The 21,787-nt window shown below is 55.4% G+C and carries 16 protein-coding genes and 1 pseudogene; 12 read left to right on the top strand and 5 right to left on the bottom strand.

The window, feature by feature from the left end:
• The first annotated feature begins 5 nt into the window (after positions 1 to 5).
• The 9 genes from tssF (at position 6) to OGV38_RS24300 (ending at position 8,972) form a co-directional block, all read left to right on the top strand.
• Entirely contained in the window at positions 6 to 1,727 is a 1,722-nt protein-coding gene (tssF, locus tag OGV38_RS24340; protein WP_049270656.1) for a type VI secretion system baseplate subunit TssF, read from the top strand.
• On the top strand, positions 1,691 to 2,638 hold the full coding sequence (tssG, locus tag OGV38_RS24335; protein WP_269518309.1) for a type VI secretion system baseplate subunit TssG: 948 nt from the start codon (positions 1,691 to 1,693) through the stop codon (positions 2,636 to 2,638). The genes tssF and tssG overlap by 37 nt, the downstream gene beginning before the upstream one ends.
• Positions 2,629 to 5,130 (top strand): type VI secretion system ATPase TssH, encoded by a 2,502-nt coding sequence (tssH, locus tag OGV38_RS24330; protein WP_269518312.1) that lies wholly within the window; start codon positions 2,629 to 2,631, stop codon positions 5,128 to 5,130. Before tssG ends, tssH begins: the two co-directional genes overlap by 10 nt.
• A 42-nt stretch (positions 5,131 to 5,172) precedes the next feature.
• On the top strand, positions 5,173 to 5,700 hold the full coding sequence (locus OGV38_RS24325; protein ID WP_286475340.1) for a hypothetical protein: 528 nt from the start codon (positions 5,173 to 5,175) through the stop codon (positions 5,698 to 5,700).
• A 13-nt stretch (positions 5,701 to 5,713) separates the two neighbouring features.
• Complete coding sequence (locus tag OGV38_RS24320; protein WP_016155557.1) at positions 5,714 to 5,842, top strand: hypothetical protein; 129 nt, start codon at positions 5,714 to 5,716, stop codon at positions 5,840 to 5,842.
• Positions 5,843 to 5,939: 97 nt separating this feature from the next.
• Entirely contained in the window at positions 5,940 to 6,188 is a 249-nt protein-coding gene (locus OGV38_RS24315) for a type II toxin-antitoxin system Phd/YefM family antitoxin (RefSeq protein ID WP_137380106.1), read from the top strand.
• Positions 6,178 to 6,459: a type II toxin-antitoxin system RelE family toxin gene (locus OGV38_RS24310; RefSeq protein WP_019078244.1), complete on the top strand. Its 282-nt coding sequence runs from the start codon at positions 6,178 to 6,180 to the stop codon at positions 6,457 to 6,459. The genes OGV38_RS24315 and OGV38_RS24310 overlap by 11 nt, the downstream gene beginning before the upstream one ends.
• A 27-nt stretch (positions 6,460 to 6,486) precedes the next feature.
• A complete protein-coding gene (locus tag OGV38_RS24305; protein ID WP_019078245.1) occupies positions 6,487 to 8,451 on the top strand; it encodes a type VI secretion system Vgr family protein in 1,965 nt (654 codons plus the stop codon).
• On the top strand, positions 8,451 to 8,972 hold the full coding sequence (locus OGV38_RS24300; RefSeq protein ID WP_019078246.1) for a toxin-antitoxin system YwqK family antitoxin: 522 nt from the start codon (positions 8,451 to 8,453) through the stop codon (positions 8,970 to 8,972). The genes OGV38_RS24305 and OGV38_RS24300 overlap by 1 nt, the downstream gene beginning before the upstream one ends.
• 21 nt (positions 8,973 to 8,993) lie before the next feature.
• Here OGV38_RS24300 and nrdG read toward each other — a convergent pair whose 3' ends face one another.
• The 5 genes and pseudogenes from nrdG to treR form a co-directional block, all read right to left on the bottom strand.
• The gene (gene nrdG / locus OGV38_RS24295) at positions 8,994 to 9,458 is read right to left on the bottom strand and encodes an anaerobic ribonucleoside-triphosphate reductase-activating protein (protein ID WP_016155562.1); all 465 of its coding nucleotides are present in this window, start codon (positions 9,456 to 9,458) and stop codon (positions 8,994 to 8,996) included.
• A gap of 175 nt (positions 9,459 to 9,633) precedes the next feature.
• The gene (gene nrdD, locus OGV38_RS24290) at positions 9,634 to 11,772 is read right to left on the bottom strand and encodes an anaerobic ribonucleoside-triphosphate reductase (protein WP_016151477.1); all 2,139 of its coding nucleotides are present in this window, start codon (positions 11,770 to 11,772) and stop codon (positions 9,634 to 9,636) included.
• Between the two features lie 409 nt (positions 11,773 to 12,181).
• A complete protein-coding gene (gene treC / locus OGV38_RS24285; protein WP_269518323.1) occupies positions 12,182 to 13,834 on the bottom strand; it encodes an alpha,alpha-phosphotrehalase in 1,653 nt (550 codons plus the stop codon).
• 49 nt (positions 13,835 to 13,883) lie between these two features.
• A pseudogene (gene treB / locus OGV38_RS24280) lies at positions 13,884 to 15,302 on the bottom strand (PTS trehalose transporter subunit IIBC).
• Positions 15,303 to 15,412: 110 nt separating this feature from the next.
• Complete coding sequence (treR, locus tag OGV38_RS24275) at positions 15,413 to 16,360, bottom strand: trehalose operon repressor TreR (RefSeq protein WP_103766885.1); 948 nt, start codon at positions 16,358 to 16,360, stop codon at positions 15,413 to 15,415.
• Between the two features lie 191 nt (positions 16,361 to 16,551).
• Here treR and mgtL point away from each other — a divergent pair, with 191 nt between their 5' ends.
• From mgtL to OGV38_RS24265, 3 genes are all read left to right on the top strand, one after another.
• The gene (mgtL, locus tag OGV38_RS25025) at positions 16,552 to 16,605 is read left to right on the top strand and encodes a mgtA regulatory leader peptide MgtL (protein ID WP_219816547.1); all 54 of its coding nucleotides are present in this window, start codon (positions 16,552 to 16,554) and stop codon (positions 16,603 to 16,605) included.
• A 144-nt stretch (positions 16,606 to 16,749) separates the two neighbouring features.
• Complete coding sequence (mgtA, locus tag OGV38_RS24270; protein WP_269518328.1) at positions 16,750 to 19,458, top strand: magnesium-translocating P-type ATPase; 2,709 nt, start codon at positions 16,750 to 16,752, stop codon at positions 19,456 to 19,458.
• Positions 19,459 to 20,016: 558 nt separating this feature from the next.
• Positions 20,017 to 21,787 (top strand): beta strand repeat-containing protein (locus OGV38_RS24265; protein ID WP_502874085.1); only part of this gene is annotated, 1,771 nt, incomplete at its 3' end.

The following is a 21,787-nucleotide window of genomic DNA, read 5'->3' as shown; positions in this document are numbered from 1 at the left end:
GATCAATGGACGATCGATTGCTGGAAGACTATTTGCAGGAGTTGAGATGGTTGCGTACCGCCAGCGGCGAGTTCGCCCGGCGGCACCCGCACGTTGCCTCTCGTCTGCGGCTGAGCGAATTTGATTGCCCGGATCCCCACGTTGAAAGGCTTTTAGAAGGTTTCGCCCTGCAAAGCGCCAAATTGCATCAGCGCCTTGATGATGGTTTTGGTGAACTGTGTGAATCGCTGCTGGAGCAGCTCTCACCTCATTCGATACGCCCTTTCCCTTCCACAGCTACCGCCAGTTTTACTGCGGATCCGCTGGCAGGTGATTTGAGTCAGGGTTACGCCCTTCCTGCCGGAACGCCGCTTTACGCGTTAACGCAAAGCGGTAAAACGATCTGGTGGCGTACCGCGCTGGCGCAAACGCTGTGGCCTATTGAGATTGACGATGTTACCTGGTGCGATGCGGCGCAGGCCCGGCAATTAACCGGGCTGACGAGGGCGCGCGGCGCATTGCTTATTCAGCTACGTTGTCTGCCGCCACATCAGTTTTCGACGTTGGCGGTTACACAGTTACGCATTCATCTCAGCGGTTCGCCGCAAATCAACGCCACGCTATTTGATTTGTTGTACGCCCATGTCATTGGGCCGCTGCGCCCACATCCCATTGGCCTGCTGAATGCCGAAAAGATTTTGCCCTGCGAACCGGGCGTAGAGTCCAGCGTGCTGGCGCTCAGTGCCTGGATGAACAGCCCGCAGGCGCTGATGTATTTCGATTTGCCGCTGCCGCCTTCGGGGGAGGGCGACGGCATGATCTTGTGTATTCCTTTCGATCGCGCTCCGCCGGGGGCGCAGCATATTCACTCGGGTGATATTCGTTTGGGGTGTGTGCCTATCGTTAACCTGTTCACCCGGACCTCTGAGCCGCTGATCGCCGGGCATATTCGCAGCGAGCATCGGCTGGTGGCCGATCATCATGATCAACATGTACAGATCTACCGTGTACAGACGCTGTGGATGAGCCGCCGTGAAGAAGCCTGGCGCGTGCCCGCATATTATTCCGCTCACGGGCATAGCGAGTCCCGCTGGTTCTGGCATGCACGACGCAACCGCCAGCAGGGCAATGCGTTGTGGTTAACGCTGGTGGACAGCCGTTTCGACCCGTTTGCGCCGGATGAAGAAGCGAGCCTGACGGCGACGCTCTGGTGCAGCAACGGTGAGCAGGCCGCACTGCTTTGTGCGGGAACGCCACTAACCTTTGAAGTACCCGGCCCGGTTGCGCAGGTGCATTTACTGGGAACGCCGACCACGCCTTCAGCGCCTGCGTTACAGCGAGATGCACGCTGGAAACTGCTCTCAACGCTTGCGCTCAACCATCTCTTATTGAACGAAGGTCAGAGCGCGCTGGACTCGCTGAAAGAACTGCTGGCCCTGTATGCCCCTTCCTCTGCGTCACCCGCTGTCTGGCAGCAGATCAATGGCATCCGCGAGATGTGTTGCCAACGGGTGAGTGAGCATCGGGGGCGGGATGCCTGGCGCGGCTGGCATAACGGTATCAAGGTGACGCTGGAACTCGATCCACAAGCCTTTACTGGAAGCAGCCGACTGTTGTTTGCGGGCGTTATTGCCCGTTTTCTGGCGCGTAATGCCACCGCAAACTGCTTTATCCACACGATATTGCAAGACGAAGGAGAGGAGCTGTCGCTATGGACAGACGTCGAACAGACCACGCTGATAGCGTAATCGCCCAGCTTAAGGCCGAGCCGTGGCGCTTCTCGCTGGAGCAGTGTGTCCGCATCCTGGAAGCGGCGGGTGAGACGCCCGAACTGCGGGGCGATCTGGGGCTGGCATTTAGCCCAGCGGAAGTCAGTTCGCTGAACGAAGACGTTGTGCAGGTGCGTAGCCTCGGGCCAGGGGGGGCGGATGGCGTATTGCCCTACGGCTGGCTGGAATGGCTACAGCAGGCGACGCAGGATAAAAACAGCGCACTGCAGGATTTTATCTTTATGTTTCAACAGCGTTTTCTTCAACATCACTACCGTAGCCTGAGCCTGCATCGGCTGGCCAGGCCTTACGCCAGGCGAGAAGATGCGCCAGGGCTTTCTGTAATGCGTGCGCTGTGTGGTTTCAGGCTCGACGCCATGGAAAAGTATGAATCTGCGCAGGTACCGAGTCTGCTGATGCAATGCGGCAACCTGCCTAATCGCAGGCGTTCTACGGCTGGATTTGTGGCGCTGGTCAAGGCCGTACTGAACGTCACCGTGCATGTCGAAGAATTTGTCGGCCGCTGGCAGCCTTTGCCACAGGCATCAATAAGCCGGACGGGATGTCGGCTGGGGCGCAATAGCGTCGCCGGTCGGCGAATATGGAACCAGCATGCGGCGCTACGGGTGCATCTGCGTGCTAAAAACGCTACGCAGTGGCGCGAATTTTTACCCGGCAGTCAGGGTTTTCTCCAGCTCAGTAAGTTAGCGGAAATCTGGTTTGGCGCGGGAATAACGCAGGAATTGATGATGCGCGCAACCCTGACGCTGGATCATCGCTTAACCCGCGCTGCGCCGCCGCGTCTGGGGTATACCGCGCAACTGGCAGGGCGCAAGCCCGCCATGTTCCATTGCCAACAGCATCTTGAGGAGAACAGTAAATGGATTTGAAAGCGCTGGTAAAACGACTGAACCCCATTTGTTTTCGTGCGCTGGAACAGGCCGCCGAACGCAGCCGGGCGCAGGGACACTGGTTCGTTGAGCCGGAGCATATGCTGCTGGCTTTACTGGATGATGAACACTGTGATTTAGCGTATTGCCTGAGCAACGCGGCTATCTCCACCGATACGTTACGTGAAGAGATCCAGCGTGCTCAGGCGCAGTTCAAAGCGGGCTGTACGCGGATGCCGGTGTTTTCCGTACAACTGATAGAGCTACTGGAAGGGGCGATTTTGCAGGCGACATTCCAGCGTATTCCTCTGGTTCGTTCGGCCTTATTGCTCCTGACCTTACTCACCCGAGAACGGCTGCGTACCCAGTTGGCGCAGGGAATGCCACTGTTGTTACAGCTTCCGGCTGCGGAGCTGGAAAGCCAGTGGCAGACCTGGTGTCGCAACTCCGTTGAGGAGGCTGCAGACCCTGACAAGGGAGAATCCCCGAAGCGTGAAGGCGGGGTACTGGATCAATACACGCACGATCTGACTCGTGACGCGCGGGAAGGGCGGATCGATCCGATCATCGGGCGCGACGCGGAGATCCGCCAGTGTATCGACATCCTGCTGCGTCGCAGGCAAAACAACCCGATTCTGGTGGGGGCGCCAGGTGTGGGCAAAACCGCCGTCGCCGAAGGGCTGGCGCGACGCATTGCCGAAGCCAGCGTGCCGCCGCCGTTGCGTGATGTCGCTCTGCTGGCTCTCGATCTTGGCTTGTTGCAGGCGGGAGCGGGCGTGAAAGGCGAGTTTGAACAGCGTTTGCGCGGCGTAATCGACGCGGTAAAAAAATCCCCGCAGCCGATCATTTTATTTATCGACGAAGCCCACACGCTGATAGGCGCGGGCGGTGCCGAGGGGGGCAGTGATGCCGCCAACCTGCTGAAACCGGCGCTGGCGCGTGGGGAACTGCGCACCATCGCCGCCACCACATGGCAGGAGTACAAAAAATATTTCGAGAAGGATCCGGCGCTGGACCGACGTTTTCAGCGTATCCAGATTGAAGAGCCGGACGAAAATAGCGCGGTGATCATGCTGCGCGCGGTGGCCGACAAGCTCGAGGCACACCACGGCGTGCAGATCCTCGATACCGCCATCCGCGAGGCGGTGCGTCTGTCGCAGCGCTACATCTCCGGGCGTCAATTGCCGGACAAAGCCATCAGCGTGCTCGACACTGCCTGCGCAAGAGTGGCGCTGGCGCAGCATGACGTGCCGCCTGCGCTGGAGGAAATTCGTCAGCAGCAGGCAGCGATAGAAGAAGAGAGCGAGCGTCTGAATCGTGAACTGCTGGTGGGCGTCGATCATCACGACAGGCTGTGCGAGCTGGAAGCGCAGGCGGAGAAACTGCAGGTTCAGGCGCGGGAAGTGGAAGGACGTTGGCAGGATGAGCGTCAGCGGGTCGGTGAACTGCTGGCCGCTCGTCAACGGATGTTGGATCTCAGCGAACGGCTGGACGATGATGAGGAACTGGAGCAAGAGCTGGTGGAGTGCGCGGCGCTGATCGGCAAACTGGAAACCGCCGCTGCCCAACTGCGCGACGAAGTGCCGCTGGTGCCGGACTGCGTGGATACCGCCACGGTAGCGGCGGTGATTGGCGGCTGGACCGGTATCCCTATCGGCCAGATGCTGACCGACGAAGCCCACGCCCTGCGCACGTTGGTTGAGCGAATGAGCGAGCGGGTGATGGGGCAGCAGGCGGCGCTGGAGACTATCGCCCAGCGTTTACGTGCTTATCGCAGCGGTCTGACCGACCCGCAAAAGCCGGTCGGCGTGTTCCTGCTGGTGGGGCCAACCGGTGTGGGCAAAACCGAAACCGCCTATGCGCTGGCGGATGCCCTGTACGGCGGCGAACGTAATCTGATCACCATTAATCTGTCTGAATATCAGGAGGCGCACACCGTCAGCCAGCTGAAAGGCGCGCCGCCGGGCTACGTGGGCTACGGCAGCGGCGGGGCGTTAACCGAAGCGATGCGCCGTCGACCTTATTCGGTGGTACTGCTCGACGAAATCGAAAAGGCGCACCCGGACGTGCTGGAGGCGTTCTATAACGTCTTCGACAAAGGCGTAATGGAAGACGGCACCGGGCTGATTGTTGATTTCAAAAACACGGTGATGCTGGCGACCAGCAACGTCGGCGCGGAGCTGATTCTCGACACGCCTGCGGCTGAATTAAACAGCGAGCGGTTTAACGAAGATTTGCGAGCAGAATTATTAACCCATTTTCGTCCGGCGTTTTTAGCGCGGATGACCACGGTGGCCTATCGGGCACTGGATGAAGAAATATTGAAGGGAATTGTGTTGGCTAAATTGGAAAAGTTATCACAGAGATATTTTGTGGCGACGGGGGATAAATTAAATATGGAGGATGGATTGGTGGAAAGAGTGATGGAGAAATGTAAGGGCGTGGGGGCCAGAGATGTTGAGAATCTGGTGGTTGGGGAAGTGATGAGATAATACTTTGTATAATTTAAATTAAAATTTATCTGGATGAGAAATATGTTTAGAAACAGAGTGCTATTTAGAGCTGATTTGCGTGGCCCCGAGGTGATTTTTGAAGAAGGATTTCATCCCAGATATACTGGCGGGATTATAGTTCATCCTGGCGGGCAAGCTACAGGTGGTATTTCTACAACGAAAGAGCTACTAATTGCAATGGATTATGCAGCTCGTTATGGTGGCTATGTGTATGCGGTTGTAGCTTCAGGGGTAGATATATTGGAATGGCTGTATCAGCATCATGCTACGCAGGGAGCAAAGGCGAATGCTATGACACAAATGGAGATTCATTGTAATTATATTGAGGCAAATAAGATAGCATTTGCAAGAAAAGCTATTTTAGTTGATGGAAAGTTAAGCTTTAGTGATTTGCTAATTACTAATCGTATGTGCATTTACCCTCCGGAGGACCTTATTAGAGTTAGAGAGCTTTTTTATTGGACGGGCAGTTTGATAAATCTCTTTATCAGTGAATATATGAAGAATTTTTGTTTATTACAAATGTTTAATATGACTGAAATTATATAATAAGGACTCTCCCATGCCCAACACCACCATTATCAAACTCACCGCTCCGGTCCTTACCGCCACCACCGCGCACACCGACTTCCAACTTAACGGCCTGACCATCGTCACCATCGCAGGAACCACCTCCGCGCCGTTAACCTGACAACGAACCACACATCATGGTTATAAGCATCATTAATGATGCTTATAAAGGTGCTTTTAATGGTCTATACTAAAACCTCATTAACGAGGAAAACACCATGCCATTTCATATCCTGACCAAAACCGCTGCCAGTATCACCGACCTGAAACGTAACCCAATGGGGACAGTCAACGCCGGGGAGGGTGAAGCGGTGGCGATTCTGAACCGCAATGAGCCAGCGTTTTACTGCGTGCCGCCTGCGGTTTATGCGTATCTGCTGGAGCTGGCAGAAGACGCCGAGCTGAACCGTATCGCCGACGAACGTGAAGATGGAAAGCGAATAAAGGTGTCTTTAAATGACCTATAACCTGGAGTTTTTAGATATTGCGCTCAAGGAGTGGCGCAAGCTTTCCCCTGCATTACGCGAGCAGTTCAAAAAGAAACTGGCGGAGCGGCTGGAAAATCCCCATGTCCCTGCCGCCCGCCTTTCCGGCAAATTACACCGTTACAAAATCAAGCTTCGCAGTGCCGGGTATCGTCTGGTCTATCAGGTCGAGGACGAGCAGGTTGTCGTTCTTGTGATCGCAGTGGGCAGACGTGATGGTGATGAGGTTTATCATCAGGCTAACCGGCGCTAGCGCTATCGTTGAAAAAGGAATTTCCCCATGCCAGATACCACCATTATCACACTCACCGCCCCAGCCCTGACCGGCCTTACCGCCGCCACTGTGCACACCGATTCCCAACTTAACAGTTTGACCACCGCGACCGTCGCGGGAACCACCTCCGCGCCGTTGACTCTCGATACTGCGCTGGCGACCCATCTGACCGCCACCATCAACAGCGCCGACTACGACGGATTGATTGCCGAGGCGCACCAGCTTCCGGCGACCGGTAACGCCGATCGCTACCAGTTTGTGCTGCGCCCGTGGCTGTGGTGGCTGACGCTTGCCAGCAATAACCGCGTGTTTCAGAACCTCAGCGCGCAGGAGATCGTCGAGAAGGTGTTTAAGGATGCCGGGTTTACCGACTATCAGTTCAAACTCAAAACCAAATCAGAAAAGCGCGAATACTGCCTGCAATACAACGAAAGCGATTTTAATTTTGTCTCGCGGCTGCTGGAGCTGGAGGGGATCTTCTGGTTCTTCACCCATAAGGAAGGCAAACACACGCTGGTGCTGGCGGATGATAACAGCGCCTTCCCGCCGATAGCGGGTGAGAAAAAGGTCAAGTATCAGGCGGCACAGAGCGGCGAGCGGGAAACCGGGGCGATTCGCTCGGCAGAGCTGCGTTTGCAGGCCACCGCGCAGGGCTTCCAGAGCAGCGACTATAACTACGAGCAGCCGAAAGCGGCGCTGTTCGCGCAGGCTGGTGAGAAGAAGGGTGGTATGCAGTATCAGCATCCGGGGCGTTTTAGCGTTAAAGCCGAAGGCGACGCGCTGGCGGCGTGGAAAGTTAACGCCCTGAAGGCGCAGGCGAAACAGCTGGTCGGCGAAAGCGACTGCGCGGCGCTGACCGCCGGGCACTGGTTTACTTTGACCGATCACGATGACAAAGCATTGAACATCGACTGGCTGGTCATCGCCGTCAGCCACGAATACGACGGCGAGCGCTATCGCAACCGCTTTACCGCCATCCCGAAGGCCACGCCGTACCGTCCGCTCGCCGTGACGCCGCAGCCTTTTATGCATACGCAAACAGCGGTGGTGGTGGGTAAAAGCGGAGAAGAAATCTGGACTGATAAGCTTGGTCGGGTGAAGGTGCAGTTCCCGTGGGACAGAGAGGGCAAAAACGACGAAACCAGCTCCTGCTGGCTGCGGGTCGCCACCGCCTGGAGCGGCAACGGCTTCGGCGCGCAGTTTATCCCGCGCATCGGCCAGGAAGTGGTGGTGAGCTTTATCGATGGCGACCCGGATAAGCCGCTCATTACCGGCTGTGTGTACAACGGCGCGAATGCACTGCCGTACGCACTTCCGGCGAATCAAACCCAGTCGGGCATTAAGACCAAAAGTGAAAAAGGTTTTAACGAACTGCGCTTCGACGACAAAAAAGATGCCGAGCTGCTGGCGATGCAGGCGCAGAAAGACTTCCAACTTACGGTGCTCAACGACAGCAAAACGACTATCAGCCATGACGATATTCAGAACGTCAAAAACGACCGCACACGTACCGTTGAAGAGGGCAACGAAACCGTCACCCTGAAAAAGGGTAATCGCACGGTCAAAATTGAGAAGGGCAGCGACACGCTGGAAGTAAAAGATAAACGCAGCGTGACGGTGAAAGGCGATCAGGAACACGCCATCGATGGCAATGAGACACATAAGGTAAAAGGTAACTACACGCTGAACGTCGACGGCAATCTGACGATTAAGGTCAGCGGTTCGCTTACCCTGGAGAGCGGCAAAACCCTGAAAGTGAAAAGCGGAGCGGATCTCAGCGCCAGCGCCGCATCGGGTCTGAAACTGGACGCCACCAACATCGCCAGCGAAGCCAAAGCCTCGCTGACGCAAAAAGCCGCGACGATAACCCACGAAGCAAAAGCCACGCTTACCAGCAAGGCCAGCGCCACCCAGACAGTGGACGGCGGTGGCATGTTGACCATCAAAGGCGGGATGGTGAAAATTAACTGATGCGTGAAGTGTTGGAACATCAGCAGGAGAGTACCTGCTTTCAGGCCGAGCTGACCGACGGTCTGCTGAACGGCGAAATGCGGATCGAAGAGCATGGTCGGCTGCTGTCGGTGCTGCGCTATCGGCAGGGCGCGTTGCATGGCGAGATTGAAAGCTGGCATGCCAACGGCCAGCTTGCCATGCAGCAGAGCTATCGCGATGGTCTGGCACAGGGCGTGGCGCGTTATTTTTCAGAAGAGGGGGCGCTGATACGTGAAGAGCAGTGGCTTGATGGTCAACTGCACGGTGAATGCTGCAGCTTTTATCCTTCCGGCCAGTTGCAGATACGCGAACAGTGGCGGCACGGGTTGCGTCACTCGCTCAGCGAGCAGTTTTACCCGGACGGCGCGCCAGCCCAGCGGCAATCTTATGAACAGGGAAAACAGAAGGGAGAAGTGGAGCGCTGGCTACCGGATGGGCGTGCCATTGATGCCCGTGGTAAAGCGCAATCGCGAATGAGTAAATGGACGGAGAGGCTGTGAAAAGCCTCTCCAGAGCGCGTGTTAACGTAAATGATGTACAACCTGATTACTGCTGCCGCGCCAGATTAGCGCCGGGTCTTTAAGATCCTGCACGTATTTGCCATCGACCAGCACGTTGATGAGATCGACAACCTGCATTTGCGCGGCGTTGAGTTCATCGAGCTTGTAGCCGGTCCACACCCAGATGTCTTTTCCCGGACACTCAGCGCGAATGCGCTGCACCAGTTGCAGAATATCCGGCACGTTTTGTGGATGCAGCGGATCGCCGCCGGAGAGCGAGATCCCCTGACGGTGAATACGCGTGTCGTTCAGATCGGCAATGATCTTGTCTTCCATCTCTTTGCTAAACGGCTGGCCGGAATTGAGCCGCCAGGTGCTTTTGTTATAGCAACCGGGGCATTCATGCACGCATCCTGAAACAAACAGGGTACAGCGAGTACCGGGACCATTAACGATGTCGACAGGGTAATACTGATGGTAATTCATTTGCGCTTCTCATCCGTTTATCAATTCGCGCCATAGCTGCGTTCGTGCGCCCGAGTCACTTACTTATGTAAGCTCCCCGGGACTTACTCATTTGCTGCCTTGCTATGACGTGAATTGCGTTGCGGAAATAATGGCCCGAAAAGCGTCGCATCGCCGGGCAATAAAATCGTCTAAATTAACCGATCTGCCCGTTCCCTAAATGCTTAACGCGGCGCTTCACTTCTTCCTGCTTACCGGCGTTAAACGGACGTGCGTCCGGGCTGCCTAAATAACCGCAGACGCGGCGGGTGACCGATACGCGGGCGGCGTCGTGGTTACCACATTTCGGGCAGGTAAAGCCTTTGCTGGTGCACTCAAATTCACCGGTAAAGCCGCACTCGTAGCATTCATCGATTGGCGTGTTGGTCCCGTAATAGGGCACGTGCTGATAGCTGTAATCCCAGACGTCTTCCAGCGCTTTCAGGTTGTGCTGAATATTCGGGTATTCGCCGTAGCAAATGAAGCCCCCGCTTGCCAGCGGCGGGTACGGCGCTTCGAAATCGATCTTGTCGTACGGGTTAACCTTCTTCTCCACGTCGAGGTGGAAGCTGTTGGTGTAGTAGCCTTTGTCGGTCACGCCCGGGACCACGCCAAATTCGGCGGTATCCAGACGGCAGAAACGGTCGCACAGGTTTTCACTTGGCGTGCTGTACAGGCTAAAGCCGTAGCCAGTCTCGTCTTTCCACTGATCGACCGCCTGACGCAGGCGTTCCACAATGGCGATACCTTTGGCGCGCAGCTGCTCGCTGTCATACACATGCTTGTCGCCAAACAGCGCATTGATGGTTTCGTGAATACCGATGTAGCCCAGAGAGATGGATGCACGACCATTTTTAAAGATTTCTGACACATCATCGTCCGCTTTCAGACGCACGCCGCAGGCCCCTTCCATATACAGAATTGGCGCCACGCGGGCCTTCACGCCTTCCAGGCGCGCAATGCGGGTCATCAGCGCTTTACGCGCCAGCACCAGACGATCGTCGAGAAGCTTCCAGAAGGTGGCTTCATCGCCATGCGCTTCCAGCGCGATACGCGGCAGGTTGAGGCTGATAACGCCGAGGTTGTTACGTCCGTCGTGAATCTGTTCGCCGTTCTCGTTTTCCCACACGCCGAGGAAGCTGCGACAGCCCATTGGCGTTTTGAACGAGCCGGTCACTTTGACCACCTGATCGTAGTTCAGGATGTCCGGATACATACGCTTGCTCGCGCACTCCAGTGCCAGCTGCTTGATGTCGTAGTTCGGATCGCCAAACTTGTGGTTCAGACCGTCACGAATCGCGAACACCAGTTTCGGGAACACTGCGGTTTTACGATTTTTACCCAAGCCGGCAATACGGTTACGCAGAATGGACTGCTGGATCAAACGCGATTCCCAGCTGGTTCCCAGGCCAAAACCAAAGGTCACGAACGGCGTCTGACCGTTGGCGGTATGCAGGGTGTTCACTTCATACTCGAGAGACTGGAATGCGTCGTAGCACTCTTTCTCGGTACGGGAATGGGCATAACCGTCGGCGTCCGGGATCTGCCATTCTTCAGCGGTTTTACGATGTTTATTAAAGCTCTCGGTGACGAACGGCGCAAGAACTTCATCAATACGGTTAATGGTGGTGCCGCCATAAATATGGCTGGCAACCTGCGCGATAATTTGCGCGGTGACGGCGGTCGCGGTAGAGATGGATTTTGGCGGTTCAATCTCCGCATTACCCATCTTAAAGCCCTGCGTCAGCATGCCTTTGAGGTCGATCAGCATGCAGTTAAACATTGGGAAGAACGGAGAGTAGTCGAGATCGTGATAGTGAATATCACCACGCTCGTGCGCCTGGACGACATCACGCGGCAGCAGGTGCTGACGCGCATAGTGTTTGGCAACGATACCGGCCAGCAGGTCGCGCTGGGTCGGGATCACTTTGCTGTCTTTGTTGGCATTTTCATTCAGCAGAGCAGAGTTGGTTTGCTCAACCAGACCACGAATTTCCTGGTTCAGACGGCCACGTTTTTCACGCTGGATATCACGGTCGTGGCGATATTCGATGTACGCACGGGCGAGTTGTTTGTACGGGCCAGACATTAGCTGGTTTTCTACCGCTGTCTGGATCTCGTTGATATCGACCTTGCTGCGCTCATTCATCTGGCTACTAACGACTTCTGCGACGGTGGCACAGTAATCTGCGTCATCGACTCCCGCTGCTTTAGCTGCACGCAGAATGGCTTCTTTGATGCGCTCTGATTTAAACGGCACTTTACAGCCATCTCGTTTCATCACATGCGGTGTCATGATCACTCCATATTTATAAGAACAGGTTATCCACAGAGGTTGGGGAGGCCATCAGGGCTTTATTCATCTCTATTGCCAATGACTTCCCGCAATCCTGACCCACTTTATCCACAATTCCACCGTGAAGCGGTGCACTGTAGTTGTAGCAATTGTAGTCGATTAATACAACATATTGGGTCGGCGTGCATTTTAAGTTCTATATGTAGTGATTTGCATCAAGGATGTTTACGATTTATTTGATGTAGCGCAAAGTAAAAATCGGAGCGTACAGATGACGGGCACTACAGCCGATTGTAAATTGTGGGCAGAAAATTCTGATTAATTATTCAACAAAAACAGAAAGGTAAGCTGAGCGTATGCATCAAAGCCCGGCAGCGTTATGCGTACCGGGCCTGAACATAATTGCAAGCTATTTTTGCAACCACCAGACGGCTTCAAAAGGACGCAGCGTCATGTCTGCGGGTTGGCTGGCGACCTCGGCATAGTTGTGCATCAGCACCTGCCAGTTGCCGTCGGTCTGGGTCGGCTGCCAGCTCTGGAAGGTATCGCTCAGATTAGCAATGACCAGCAACCGCTGTCCTTGCCATTCACGTTGATAGCACCACAGATGCGGGCTGTCCGGTAGCAGATCCTGATAGTCGCCCCAGGTGATAACCGGCTCTGCTTTACGCAATGCGATCAGCTTCTGATAGGTATAGAACACCGAGTCGGTATCGCGCAGCGCTGCCGCCACGTTGATATCCGCTGCGTTGTCGCACAGATTGATCCACGGCTCACCCTGGGTGAAGCCCGCGTGTTTGCTGGCATCCCACTGCATCGGCGTGCGGCTGTTATCGCGCGATTTACTGGCGAGGATCGCCAGCAGTTCTTGCGCATCGCGCCCCTGGCCGTTCAGGGCGGCAAACATGTTATGGCTTTCCACATCGCGGTAATCGGTAATCTGGCGGAAGTGCGGATTGGTCATGCCGATCTCTTCACCCTGGTAGATGTAGGGCGTGCCCTGCATACCGTGCAGCACCATCGCCAGCATTTTTGCGGCCGGAACGCGGTATTTACCTTCATCGCCAAAACGCGACACGATGCGTGGCTGGTCGTGGTTACACCAGAACAGCGCGTTCCAGGCCTGATTGTGCATGCCTTGCTGCCAGTGGCGGAACAGGGTTTTGAGCGCCACATAGTCGGGTTTGGCTAACGTCCACTTCTCACCGTTGGGGTAATCCACTTTCAGGTGGTGGAAGTTGAAGGTCATCGACAGTTCGCTGCCATCGAGTGCGGCGTACTGCTGGCAGTTTTCCAGCGTGGTGGAAGACATTTCGCCGACCGTCATCAGGCCGCAGGGCGTGAAGACGTCGCGATTCATTTCACGTAAAAACGCATGCGCGCGCGGGCCGTCGGTATAAAAACGCCGCCCATCGCCGTCGGGATCGCTCGGGAAGTCCTGATCTTTAGAGATAAGATTCACCACGTCGAGACGCAGCCCGTCCACGCCGCGATCGGCCCAGAACTCGCACACTTTTTTTAGCTCGGCGCGGACCGCCGGGTTCTCCCAGTTCAGGTCTGCCTGCTCCGGAGCAAAGAGGTGCAGATAGTACTGCTCGCTTTCGGCGTGCCAGCCCCAGGCGCTGCCGCCAAATTTGGAGCGCCAGTTATTCGGGAGACTGTCTGGCGTGCCGTCGCGCCAGAGGTAAAACTGACGATACGGGCTGTCTTTATCCAGCGCCTCGCGAAACCAGGGGTGCTGGGTTGAAGTGTGGTTAAACACCATATCGAGAATAATACGGATGCCGCGCGCTTTCGCCTGCGCCACCAGTTCGTCAAAGTCTGCAAGCGTTCCGTAGGCCGGATCGACAGACATGTAATCCGCGACGTCGTAACCGTTATCAACCTGCGGCGAAATATAGAACGGCGTTAGCCAGATGGCATCAACCCCCAGCGTTTGCAGATAGCCGAGGCGTTGCGTCACACCGCGTAAATCGCCGGTGCCGCTGCCGGTGGTGTCCTGAAAACTCTTGGGGTAAACCTGATAGATGACGCCGTTTTGCCACCAGTGGGGAATATTCATGGTTGTTTCCTGGAAATACGATGGGGCGCAACTGCGCCCCGAAGAAAAGTTAGACAATTTGTAGTGTGCCCATACGGTGTTTACGCTGATAAACGAATGAGGTCAGTGCCATGGGGATAACAATCGCAATGACCATTGCCATGCCAAATACCTGCCAGTAAGTCGGCTGGATGGAGAGGATGCCCGGCAAACCGCCGACGCCAATTCCGTTCGCCAGCACACCGTTCAGGCCGCACAGCAGTCCGGCGAGACCGGAACCGATCATCGCGCACAGCATCGGGAAGCGGTATTTCAGGTTGATCCCGTACATGGCCGGTTCAGTGACCCCGAGATAGGCGGAGATCGCGGCAGGAACGGAGATTTCACGTTCATTGTGTTTGCGACTGGAGATGATGATCCCGACTACCGCAGAGGCCTGAGCGATATTCGACAGTGCGATCAGCGGTCATACCGGCGTACCGCCCATGCTCTGAATCATCTGCATGTCGATAGCCAGCGTGGTCTGATGCACGCCGGTTATCACCAGCGGGGCATACAGGAAGCCGAACAGCGCCGCGCCAATCGGGGCAAAGCTGCCGGTCAGCAGGTGACGGACCGCAAACGCGACACCGTCGCCGATCATGCGGCCAAACGGACCAATAAAGGCGTGCGCGAGGAATACCGCGAGGATCAACGAGCACACCGGGACGATCACCAGATACAGATAATCCGGGACGATGCGTTTCATGCGTGTTTCAATAAACCCGAGCGCCAGACCGGCCAGCAGTGCCGGAATAACCTGCGCCTGATAGCCCACTTTCTCAATGCTGAACAGGCCGAAGTTCCACACTTCCGGTACCTGTTGACCGAGTAGATAGGCGTTCATTAGCTGCGGTGAAACCAGGGTCACACCCAGCACAATACCGAGGATCGGCGTACCGCCCATTTTCTTCACTGCCGACCAGCAGATCCCGACCGGCAGATAGAAGAAGATCGCTTCGCCAATTAGCCACAGGAAGTCGTAAAGAGTTTTCAGCGAAGGATGCATCTGCGCCAGCGTCTGCCCGTTGCTCATGGGCAGATCGCCAATCACATTACGGAACCCCAAGATCAAGCCGCCGCTAATCAGCGCTGGCAGCAGCGGGAAGAAGATCTCCGCAAAATGAGAAATCAGCTGTTCGTGCCATTTCATATTCTGCCGCGCGGCTTTTTTCGCCTGCTCTTTGTCGGCGCTGGCCTGACCGGTTGTCGCCAGCAGCGCTTTGTAGTAATCGCCCACTTCGGTGCCAATCACTACCTGAAACTGCCCGGCGTTGGTGAAGCAGCCTTTGACCATCGGCAACTGTTCGATCTCTTTTGGCCTGGCATTCGCAGGCTGATTCAGCACAAAACGCAGGCGAGTAATGCAGTGACTTACCGTGGCGATATTGTCGCGCCCGCCTACCAGCTCAATCAGCCGGTCGATGTCTGCTTGTTTAATTTTGCTCATTATTAAGCCCTATTGTTGACCTGCCGCCAGAGTATATCGTCGATGAAAATTTAAAAATGGGAACGTTCCCGAAACGCAGCGAAGATCACAAATTAACGCTCAGAAAGCGATCAGGAGAGGGTGGAAGGAATAACGATTTGTCGTAGTTCGCTACGGCCGTTGATCTGCTCGATCAGCTGCGAGGCCGCTTGTCGTCCGGCTTCGGCATATCCTGGATCGACGGTGATAATTTCCGGATGGAGGAATTTCATCAGCGGCGTACTGCCCACGCTCGCCAGCTGTAGATTCTCAATTCGCTGCTCTTGCAGATATTTGCTGACACCAAGGGCGAGGGTATCCGTCGCGCAGACTAAGGCAGTGGTTTCCGGGGTGATGACGTTGGCGGCCTGCTCATAACCCTGCTTCATGGCAAGCCCCGGTAGCGCGGCTACAGGATGCAGTTTGTGTTTCTTACAGAACGCCAGGTAGGCTTCATGGCGGCGCTTACCGGTGGTCACGTCGCTATGGGGAACGCCAAGAAAGCTGATATAGCGATGCTCGCGATCGTATAAACGCTGCATCAGGGTGCGAATGGCGCCTTCATCGTCATAGCAGACGGAGGCAAAGCCTTTGGCATCTCTTGCCAGCAGCACCAGCGAATCCTGCCAGGAGGCGAGCATGGATTCACTTATGCCGGTAAAACCAAACAGCACCACGCCGTCAATATTGCGGCGTCTGAGCATGCCGAGATGCTCTTCAACCAGCTCGGGCGAGAACTGGCTTTCCATCATGATCGGGTCGTAACCCTGCTCATAAAAGGCGGGCAGCATGGTTTGCACGGCGAGATTTTCCGAAAGCGAGTCCAGACGCGTGACGATGATCGCCACCACCTTGTCACTTTGTCCGCGCATGGCGCGAGCGGAGCGGGAAGGGGAAAAACCGTGCTGATTCATCACCGCTTCAACGCGTTCGCGGGTGCGTTCGCTCACACCGCTTTCATTGTTAAGCACACGGGAAACGGTTGATTTTCCCACACCGCTTAAGCGGGCGATGTCTTTAATTGTCAGCCGGTTTTGCATCCTGTTTTCCCGTGTTGCGTGTGAAGTTATGCCAAATAGAGAATAACTTTACTCAAGCGCAGCGCAATGGGCAAAGTCTGGTATACGTTTGGTTTAGTTTCCATGGTTTATCATACTGCCATAATTGCCACAAACCTTATGGTTTTCTGCGTATAATCCGCAGCGTAAATCATTCACTTACCGGAGGCTATATGGATCCCGATCCCACCCCTCTCCCGAGATGGAGAAACACCCCTTTCCGGTAAGCCTGTCTTTCACTGTCTTACCGGAGCAGTAAGACAGTGACGTTCTGACGTCCCTGTTGTGATTTTAATATTGCCATCAGGTAAGGCTTTGCCACGCCTGAAGGATTTACTGCGCCTGTTGAGACTGGCGCAGAGGGACTGCCTATGTTCAAAAATATTACTCGCCAGCTATTTGCCCGGCTAAACCGCCATTTACCACATCGTCTGGTGCATCGCGATCCGTTGCCTAATGCCCAGACCGTTGCCAGCACGCCGATCCCACCATCGCTGAGCGAACATTGTCTGAAAATGGCGCTGATGGACGAAGCCGCGCTGTGGAAAACGTTTGGCGCGCACCCGGAAGGATTAAACGCCGCAGAAGTGGAAAATTCTCGCGAATTACATGGTGAGAACCAACTGCCGGCGCAGAAGCCGTCGCCGTGGTGGGTGCATCTGTGGGTCTGCTACCGTAACCCGTTTAATATTTTGTTGACCATCCTCGGTGCGATTTCCTATGCCACCGAAGATCTGTTTGCCGCTGGCGTCATTGCTCTGATGGTCGTCATCTCCACGTTACTGAATTTTGTGCAGGAGGCGCGTTCCACCAAAGCGGCAGATGCGCTGAAAGCGATGGTCAGTAACACCGCTACGGTGCTGCGCGTTATCAACGAGAAAGGAGAGAACGGCTGGGTTGAACTGCCGATCGACCAGTTAGTTCCCGGCGATATCATTAAGCTGGCGGCAGGGGATATGATCCCGGCCGATCTGCGTGTGGTGCAGGCTCGTGACCTGTTCGTGGCCCAGGCTTCGCTGACCGGTGAATCGCTGCCGGTGGAGAAAGTCGCAACCAGCCGCGACCCACAGCAAAGCAACCCGCTCGAATGCGATACCCTGTGCTTTATGGGCACCAACGTGGTGAGCGGCACGGCGCAGGCCATCGTGATTGCGACCGGAGCCAATACCTGGTTCGGGCAACTGGCGGGCCGCGTCAGCGAGCAGGAAAGCGAGCAGAATGCTTTCCAGAAAGGGATCAGTCGCGTCAGCATGCTGCTGATCCGTTTTATGCTGGTGATGGCGCCGATTGTGCTCATCATCAACGGCTATACCAAAGGCGACTGGTGGGAAGCGGCGCTGTTTGCCCTGTCTGTCGCGGTGGGGCTGACCCCGGAAATGCTGCCGATGATCGTCACCTCGACGCTGGCGCGCGGGGCGGTGAAGCTGTCAAAACAAAAGGTCATCGTCAAACACCTCGACGCTATTCAGAACTTTGGCGCGATGGATATCCTGTGTACCGATAAAACGGGCACCCTGACACAAGACAAAATTGTACTTGAGAATCATACAGATATATCTGGTAAGCCCAGCGAGCACGTCCTGCATTCTGCGTGGCTGAACAGCCATTACCAGACCGGGTTGAAGAATCTGCTGGATACGGCAGTGCTGGAAGGCGTGGACGAAGAATCAGCCCGCCAGCTCTCTACCCGCTGGCAGAAAATTGATGAGATCCCGTTTGACTTCGAACGCCGCCGCATGTCGGTGGTGGTCGCTGAAGAAACCGATGTGCATCAGCTGGTGTGCAAAGGCGCGCTGCAGGAGATCCTCAGCGTCTGCACCCAGGTGCGCTACAGCGGTGAGGTTGTCCCGTTAGATGACAACATGCTGCGTCGGGTGAAGCGCGTCACGGATACGCTGAACCGCCAGGGGCTGCGCGTGGTGGCGGTGGCGACGAAGTACCTGCCAGCGCGTGAGGGCGATTACCAGCGTATTGATGAATCAGATCTGATCCTCGAAGGCTATATTGCGTTCCTCGATCCGCCGAAAGAGACCACCGCGCCAGCGCTCAAAGCGCTGAAAGCCAGCGGTATTACGGTGAAAATCCTGACTGGCGATAGCGAGCTGGTGGCGGCGAAAGTGTGTCACGAAGTGGGGCTGGATGCGGGCGATGTGGTTATCGGCAGCAGCATTGAAGGGTTAAGCGACGATGAGCTGGCAACGCTGGCCCAGCGCACCACGCTGTTTGCTCGTCTGACGCCGATGCACAAAGAGCGCATTGTCACGCTGCTCAAGCGCGAAGGTCATGTGGTTGGCTTTATGGGGGATGGCATTAACGATGCCCCGGCGCTGCGCGCGGCGGACATTGGTATCTCCGTTGACGGCGCGGTTGATATTGCGCGTGAAGCGGCTGATATCATCCTGCTGGAAAAGAGTCTGATGGTGCTGGAAGAAGGGGTGATCGAAGGACGCCGTACTTTTTCTAACATGCTGAAGTATATCAAAATGACGGCCAGTTCTAACTTCGGTAATGTGTTTAGCGTGCTGGTGGCGAGCGCCTTCTTACCGTTCCTGCCGATGTTGCCGCTGCACTTACTGATTCAGAACCTGCTGTACGATGTATCCCAGGTGGCGATTCCGTTTGATAACGTCGACGAAGAGCAGATCAAAAAGCCGCAGCGCTGGAATCCCAGCGAGTTGGGGCGCTTTATGATCTTCTTTGGACCGATCAGCTCGATCTTCGACATTCTGACATTTTGCTTGATGTGGTTCGTCTTCCATGCGAATACGCCAGAACATCAGACGTTGTTCCAGTCTGGCTGGTTCGTGGTAGGCCTGCTGTCGCAAACGCTGATTGTGCATATGATCCGTACCCGCCGCGTGCCGTTCATCCAAAGCCGCGCCGCATGGCCGCTGATGCTGATGACGCTGGTGGTCATGGTGGTAGGCATTGCATTACCGTTCTCCCCGCTGGCCAACTATCTGCAATTGCAGGCGCTGCCGCTGAGCTACTTCCCGTGGCTGATTGCGATTCTGGCGGGCTACATGACATTAACCCAGCTCGTGAAAGGTTTTTATAGCCGCCGCTACGGCTGGCAGTAAGCACAAGATATCGGCTGCGTTGGCCCCTTAAAAAGCCAACGCAGCTGTAACCTGGCGCAGGAGGAATATCGGTATCGCCCGATGATTCGTGCCGCAGAAAATTCATGCGTATTATTATTTCTGTTAAAAGATAATTAATTCGATAAATGTGAATGATAAGTGAATAAATTCACGTAGAATATTGTTTTTTAATATTCATACATTAAAAATTATAATTTATAAGATATGCCTTAGCACTCCCCCTCCATTCATTCCGCAAAATATCGAGAATTAAAAAATTTACATAAAAATCTATGATTGCAACATGTTGTATTTTATGTTTTTTTTAATGATTCCTTTATTCTTATTTTTATCAATCCCAATAAAAACAATGCGTTGAGATATATATTCATGGCGGTGATTCGTTGTTATGAAATATGTCTTTGGATATACTCGCTTCTATATAAATTTATTTATATGGTGCCGCTGTATTACAGATTCGGAGAATCTGCGGCGGCGTGTTTCGTCGCTATGTCGTTTTATCTATATCATTTCGCTCACATCAGAGAGACTCACATTATGCAAAGGAAAGCTATTTCATTTTGTATTGCCCTGGCATTAAGCGGTAATACATTTGCCGCCGATCTTAACAACAACGAAGACAAAAAAAAGCAGTGTCCCGAAAATATCAGCAGCCTTTCTCAGGCTGAGCTGACCAAACTGTCGCCGGAGTGCCAGAAAGCCACGGAAAGCGTTTTAGAGCAGGGCTGGGCATGGGCGGTGGGCGGTATCGCTGCTGTGGCCGCCACGGTGGGTATCGCGGCGAGCGGCGGCGGCGGCAGCAGCCATTCGTCCTCCGGGTTGCCTGTTGATCCAGTAACGCCTGTGGACCCGGTAACACCTGTGGACCCGGTAACACCTGTCGATCCGGTGGACCCCGTTACACCTGATACCCCCCCCTCCGTTTATGACAATGGCGTTACCCTTGACCGGGGCGCGAAAACCCTGACCTTTGCCTCGCTGGTGGTGAACGGCGTCACTTATACCAATACCACCTTCGCCATTACCAAGCAGGGCGACGGCTACCTGCTGACCGCGCCGGACGGCAAAACCCTGACCGTGACCAGCCTGAACGTGATGGGCAATGCGCTGGTGATGCAGGGAACGTACGGCAGTAACAACCTGTTCTGGTCGTACAACCGCGCAGGAAAGCTTACTCTTGCGGGGCCAGAAACCACGGTTATTGACGGCGACGGGCAGCAGAAAACAGTTGATGGTGGCTCCACCGCAGGCGGCCCGGGCGATACCGGGACGATTATCAACGGCGATGGTAACGATATTAATGTGAATGGTGACACCGGCGCTACTGGCGGCGGCACCGGCACCGACGTGAACGGCAACGACAACACCATCAACAACGGCGGTAAAAATACCGCAGACGGTGAAGGTTCCGCCGGTACAGACGTGACCGGCGACGGCAACGACATCAACAACACCGGTGATAACAGCGGCACCAACGGCGGCACTGGCACCGGCGTGGACGGTAACGACAACACCATCAACAACGGCGGCAAAAATACCGCAGACGGTGAAGGCTCCACCGGTACAGACGTGACCGGCGACGGCAACGACATCAACAACACCGGCGACAACGGCGCCACCAACGGCGGCACCGGCACAGACGTGGACGGCAACGGCAACACAGTTGATAACGGTGGCAACAACACCGCCGACGGTGCAGGCTCCACCGGTACAGACGTGACTGGCGACGGCAACGACATCAACAACACCGGTGATAACAGCGGCACCAACGGCGGTACCGGCACCGGCGTGGACGGCAACGACAACACCATCAACAACGGCGGCAAAAACACCGCAGACGGTGAAGGCTCCACCGGTACTGACGTGACCGGCAACGGCAACGACATCAACAACACCGGTGACAACGGCGCTACTGGCGGCGGCACCGGCACTGACGTGGACGGCAACGACAACACCATCAACAACGGCGGCAAAAATACCGCAGACGGTGAAGGCTCCACCGGTACTGACGTGACCGGCGACGGTAACGACATCAACAACACCGGCGACAACGGCGCCACCAACGGCGGCACCGGCACCAGCGTGGACGGAGACGGCAACACGGTTGATAACGGCGGTAAAAACACTGCCGACGGTGCAGGCTCCACCGGTACAGACGTGACCGGCGACGGCAACGACATTAACAACACCGGTGATAACAGCGCCACTGGCGGCGGCACCGGCACTGACGTGGACGGCAACGACAACACCATCAACAACGGCGGCAAAAACACCGCAGACGGTGAAGGCTCCACCGGTACTGACGTGA

Source organism: Citrobacter sp. Cb080 (assembly GCF_030334745.1).
Classification (GTDB): Bacteria; Pseudomonadota; Gammaproteobacteria; order Enterobacterales; family Enterobacteriaceae; genus Citrobacter; species Citrobacter braakii.
The sequence above is the reverse complement of the archived record's forward strand: the minus strand, read 5'-3'. Positions and strand labels throughout refer to the sequence as shown.

What these genes read in the sequence shown, in the direction of transcription:
- tssF (WP_049270656.1), top strand. Translation starts at nt 6, where the DNA reads ATGGACGATCGATTGCTGGAAGACTATTTGCAGGAGTTGAGATGGTTG.
- tssG (WP_269518309.1), top strand. Translation starts at nt 1,691, where the DNA reads ATGGACAGACGTCGAACAGACCACGCTGATAGCGTAATCGCCCAGCTT.
- tssH (WP_269518312.1), top strand. Translation starts at nt 2,629, where the DNA reads ATGGATTTGAAAGCGCTGGTAAAACGACTGAACCCCATTTGTTTTCGT.
- OGV38_RS24325 (WP_286475340.1), top strand. Translation starts at nt 5,173, where the DNA reads ATGTTTAGAAACAGAGTGCTATTTAGAGCTGATTTGCGTGGCCCCGAG.
- OGV38_RS24320 (WP_016155557.1), top strand. Translation starts at nt 5,714, where the DNA reads ATGCCCAACACCACCATTATCAAACTCACCGCTCCGGTCCTTACCGCC.
- OGV38_RS24315 (WP_137380106.1), top strand. Translation starts at nt 5,940, where the DNA reads ATGCCATTTCATATCCTGACCAAAACCGCTGCCAGTATCACCGACCTG.
- OGV38_RS24310 (WP_019078244.1), top strand. Translation starts at nt 6,178, where the DNA reads ATGACCTATAACCTGGAGTTTTTAGATATTGCGCTCAAGGAGTGGCGC.
- OGV38_RS24305 (WP_019078245.1), top strand. Translation starts at nt 6,487, where the DNA reads ATGCCAGATACCACCATTATCACACTCACCGCCCCAGCCCTGACCGGC.
- OGV38_RS24300 (WP_019078246.1), top strand. Translation starts at nt 8,451, where the DNA reads ATGCGTGAAGTGTTGGAACATCAGCAGGAGAGTACCTGCTTTCAGGCC.
- nrdG (WP_016155562.1), bottom strand. Translation starts at nt 9,458, where the DNA reads ATGAATTACCATCAGTATTACCCTGTCGACATCGTTAATGGTCCCGGT.
- nrdD (WP_016151477.1), bottom strand. Translation starts at nt 11,772, where the DNA reads ATGACACCGCATGTGATGAAACGAGATGGCTGTAAAGTGCCGTTTAAA.
- treC (WP_269518323.1), bottom strand. Translation starts at nt 13,834, where the DNA reads ATGAATATTCCCCACTGGTGGCAAAACGGCGTCATCTATCAGGTTTAC.
- treR (WP_103766885.1), bottom strand. Translation starts at nt 16,360, where the DNA reads ATGCAAAACCGGCTGACAATTAAAGACATCGCCCGCTTAAGCGGTGTG.
- mgtA (WP_269518328.1), top strand. Translation starts at nt 16,750, where the DNA reads ATGTTCAAAAATATTACTCGCCAGCTATTTGCCCGGCTAAACCGCCAT.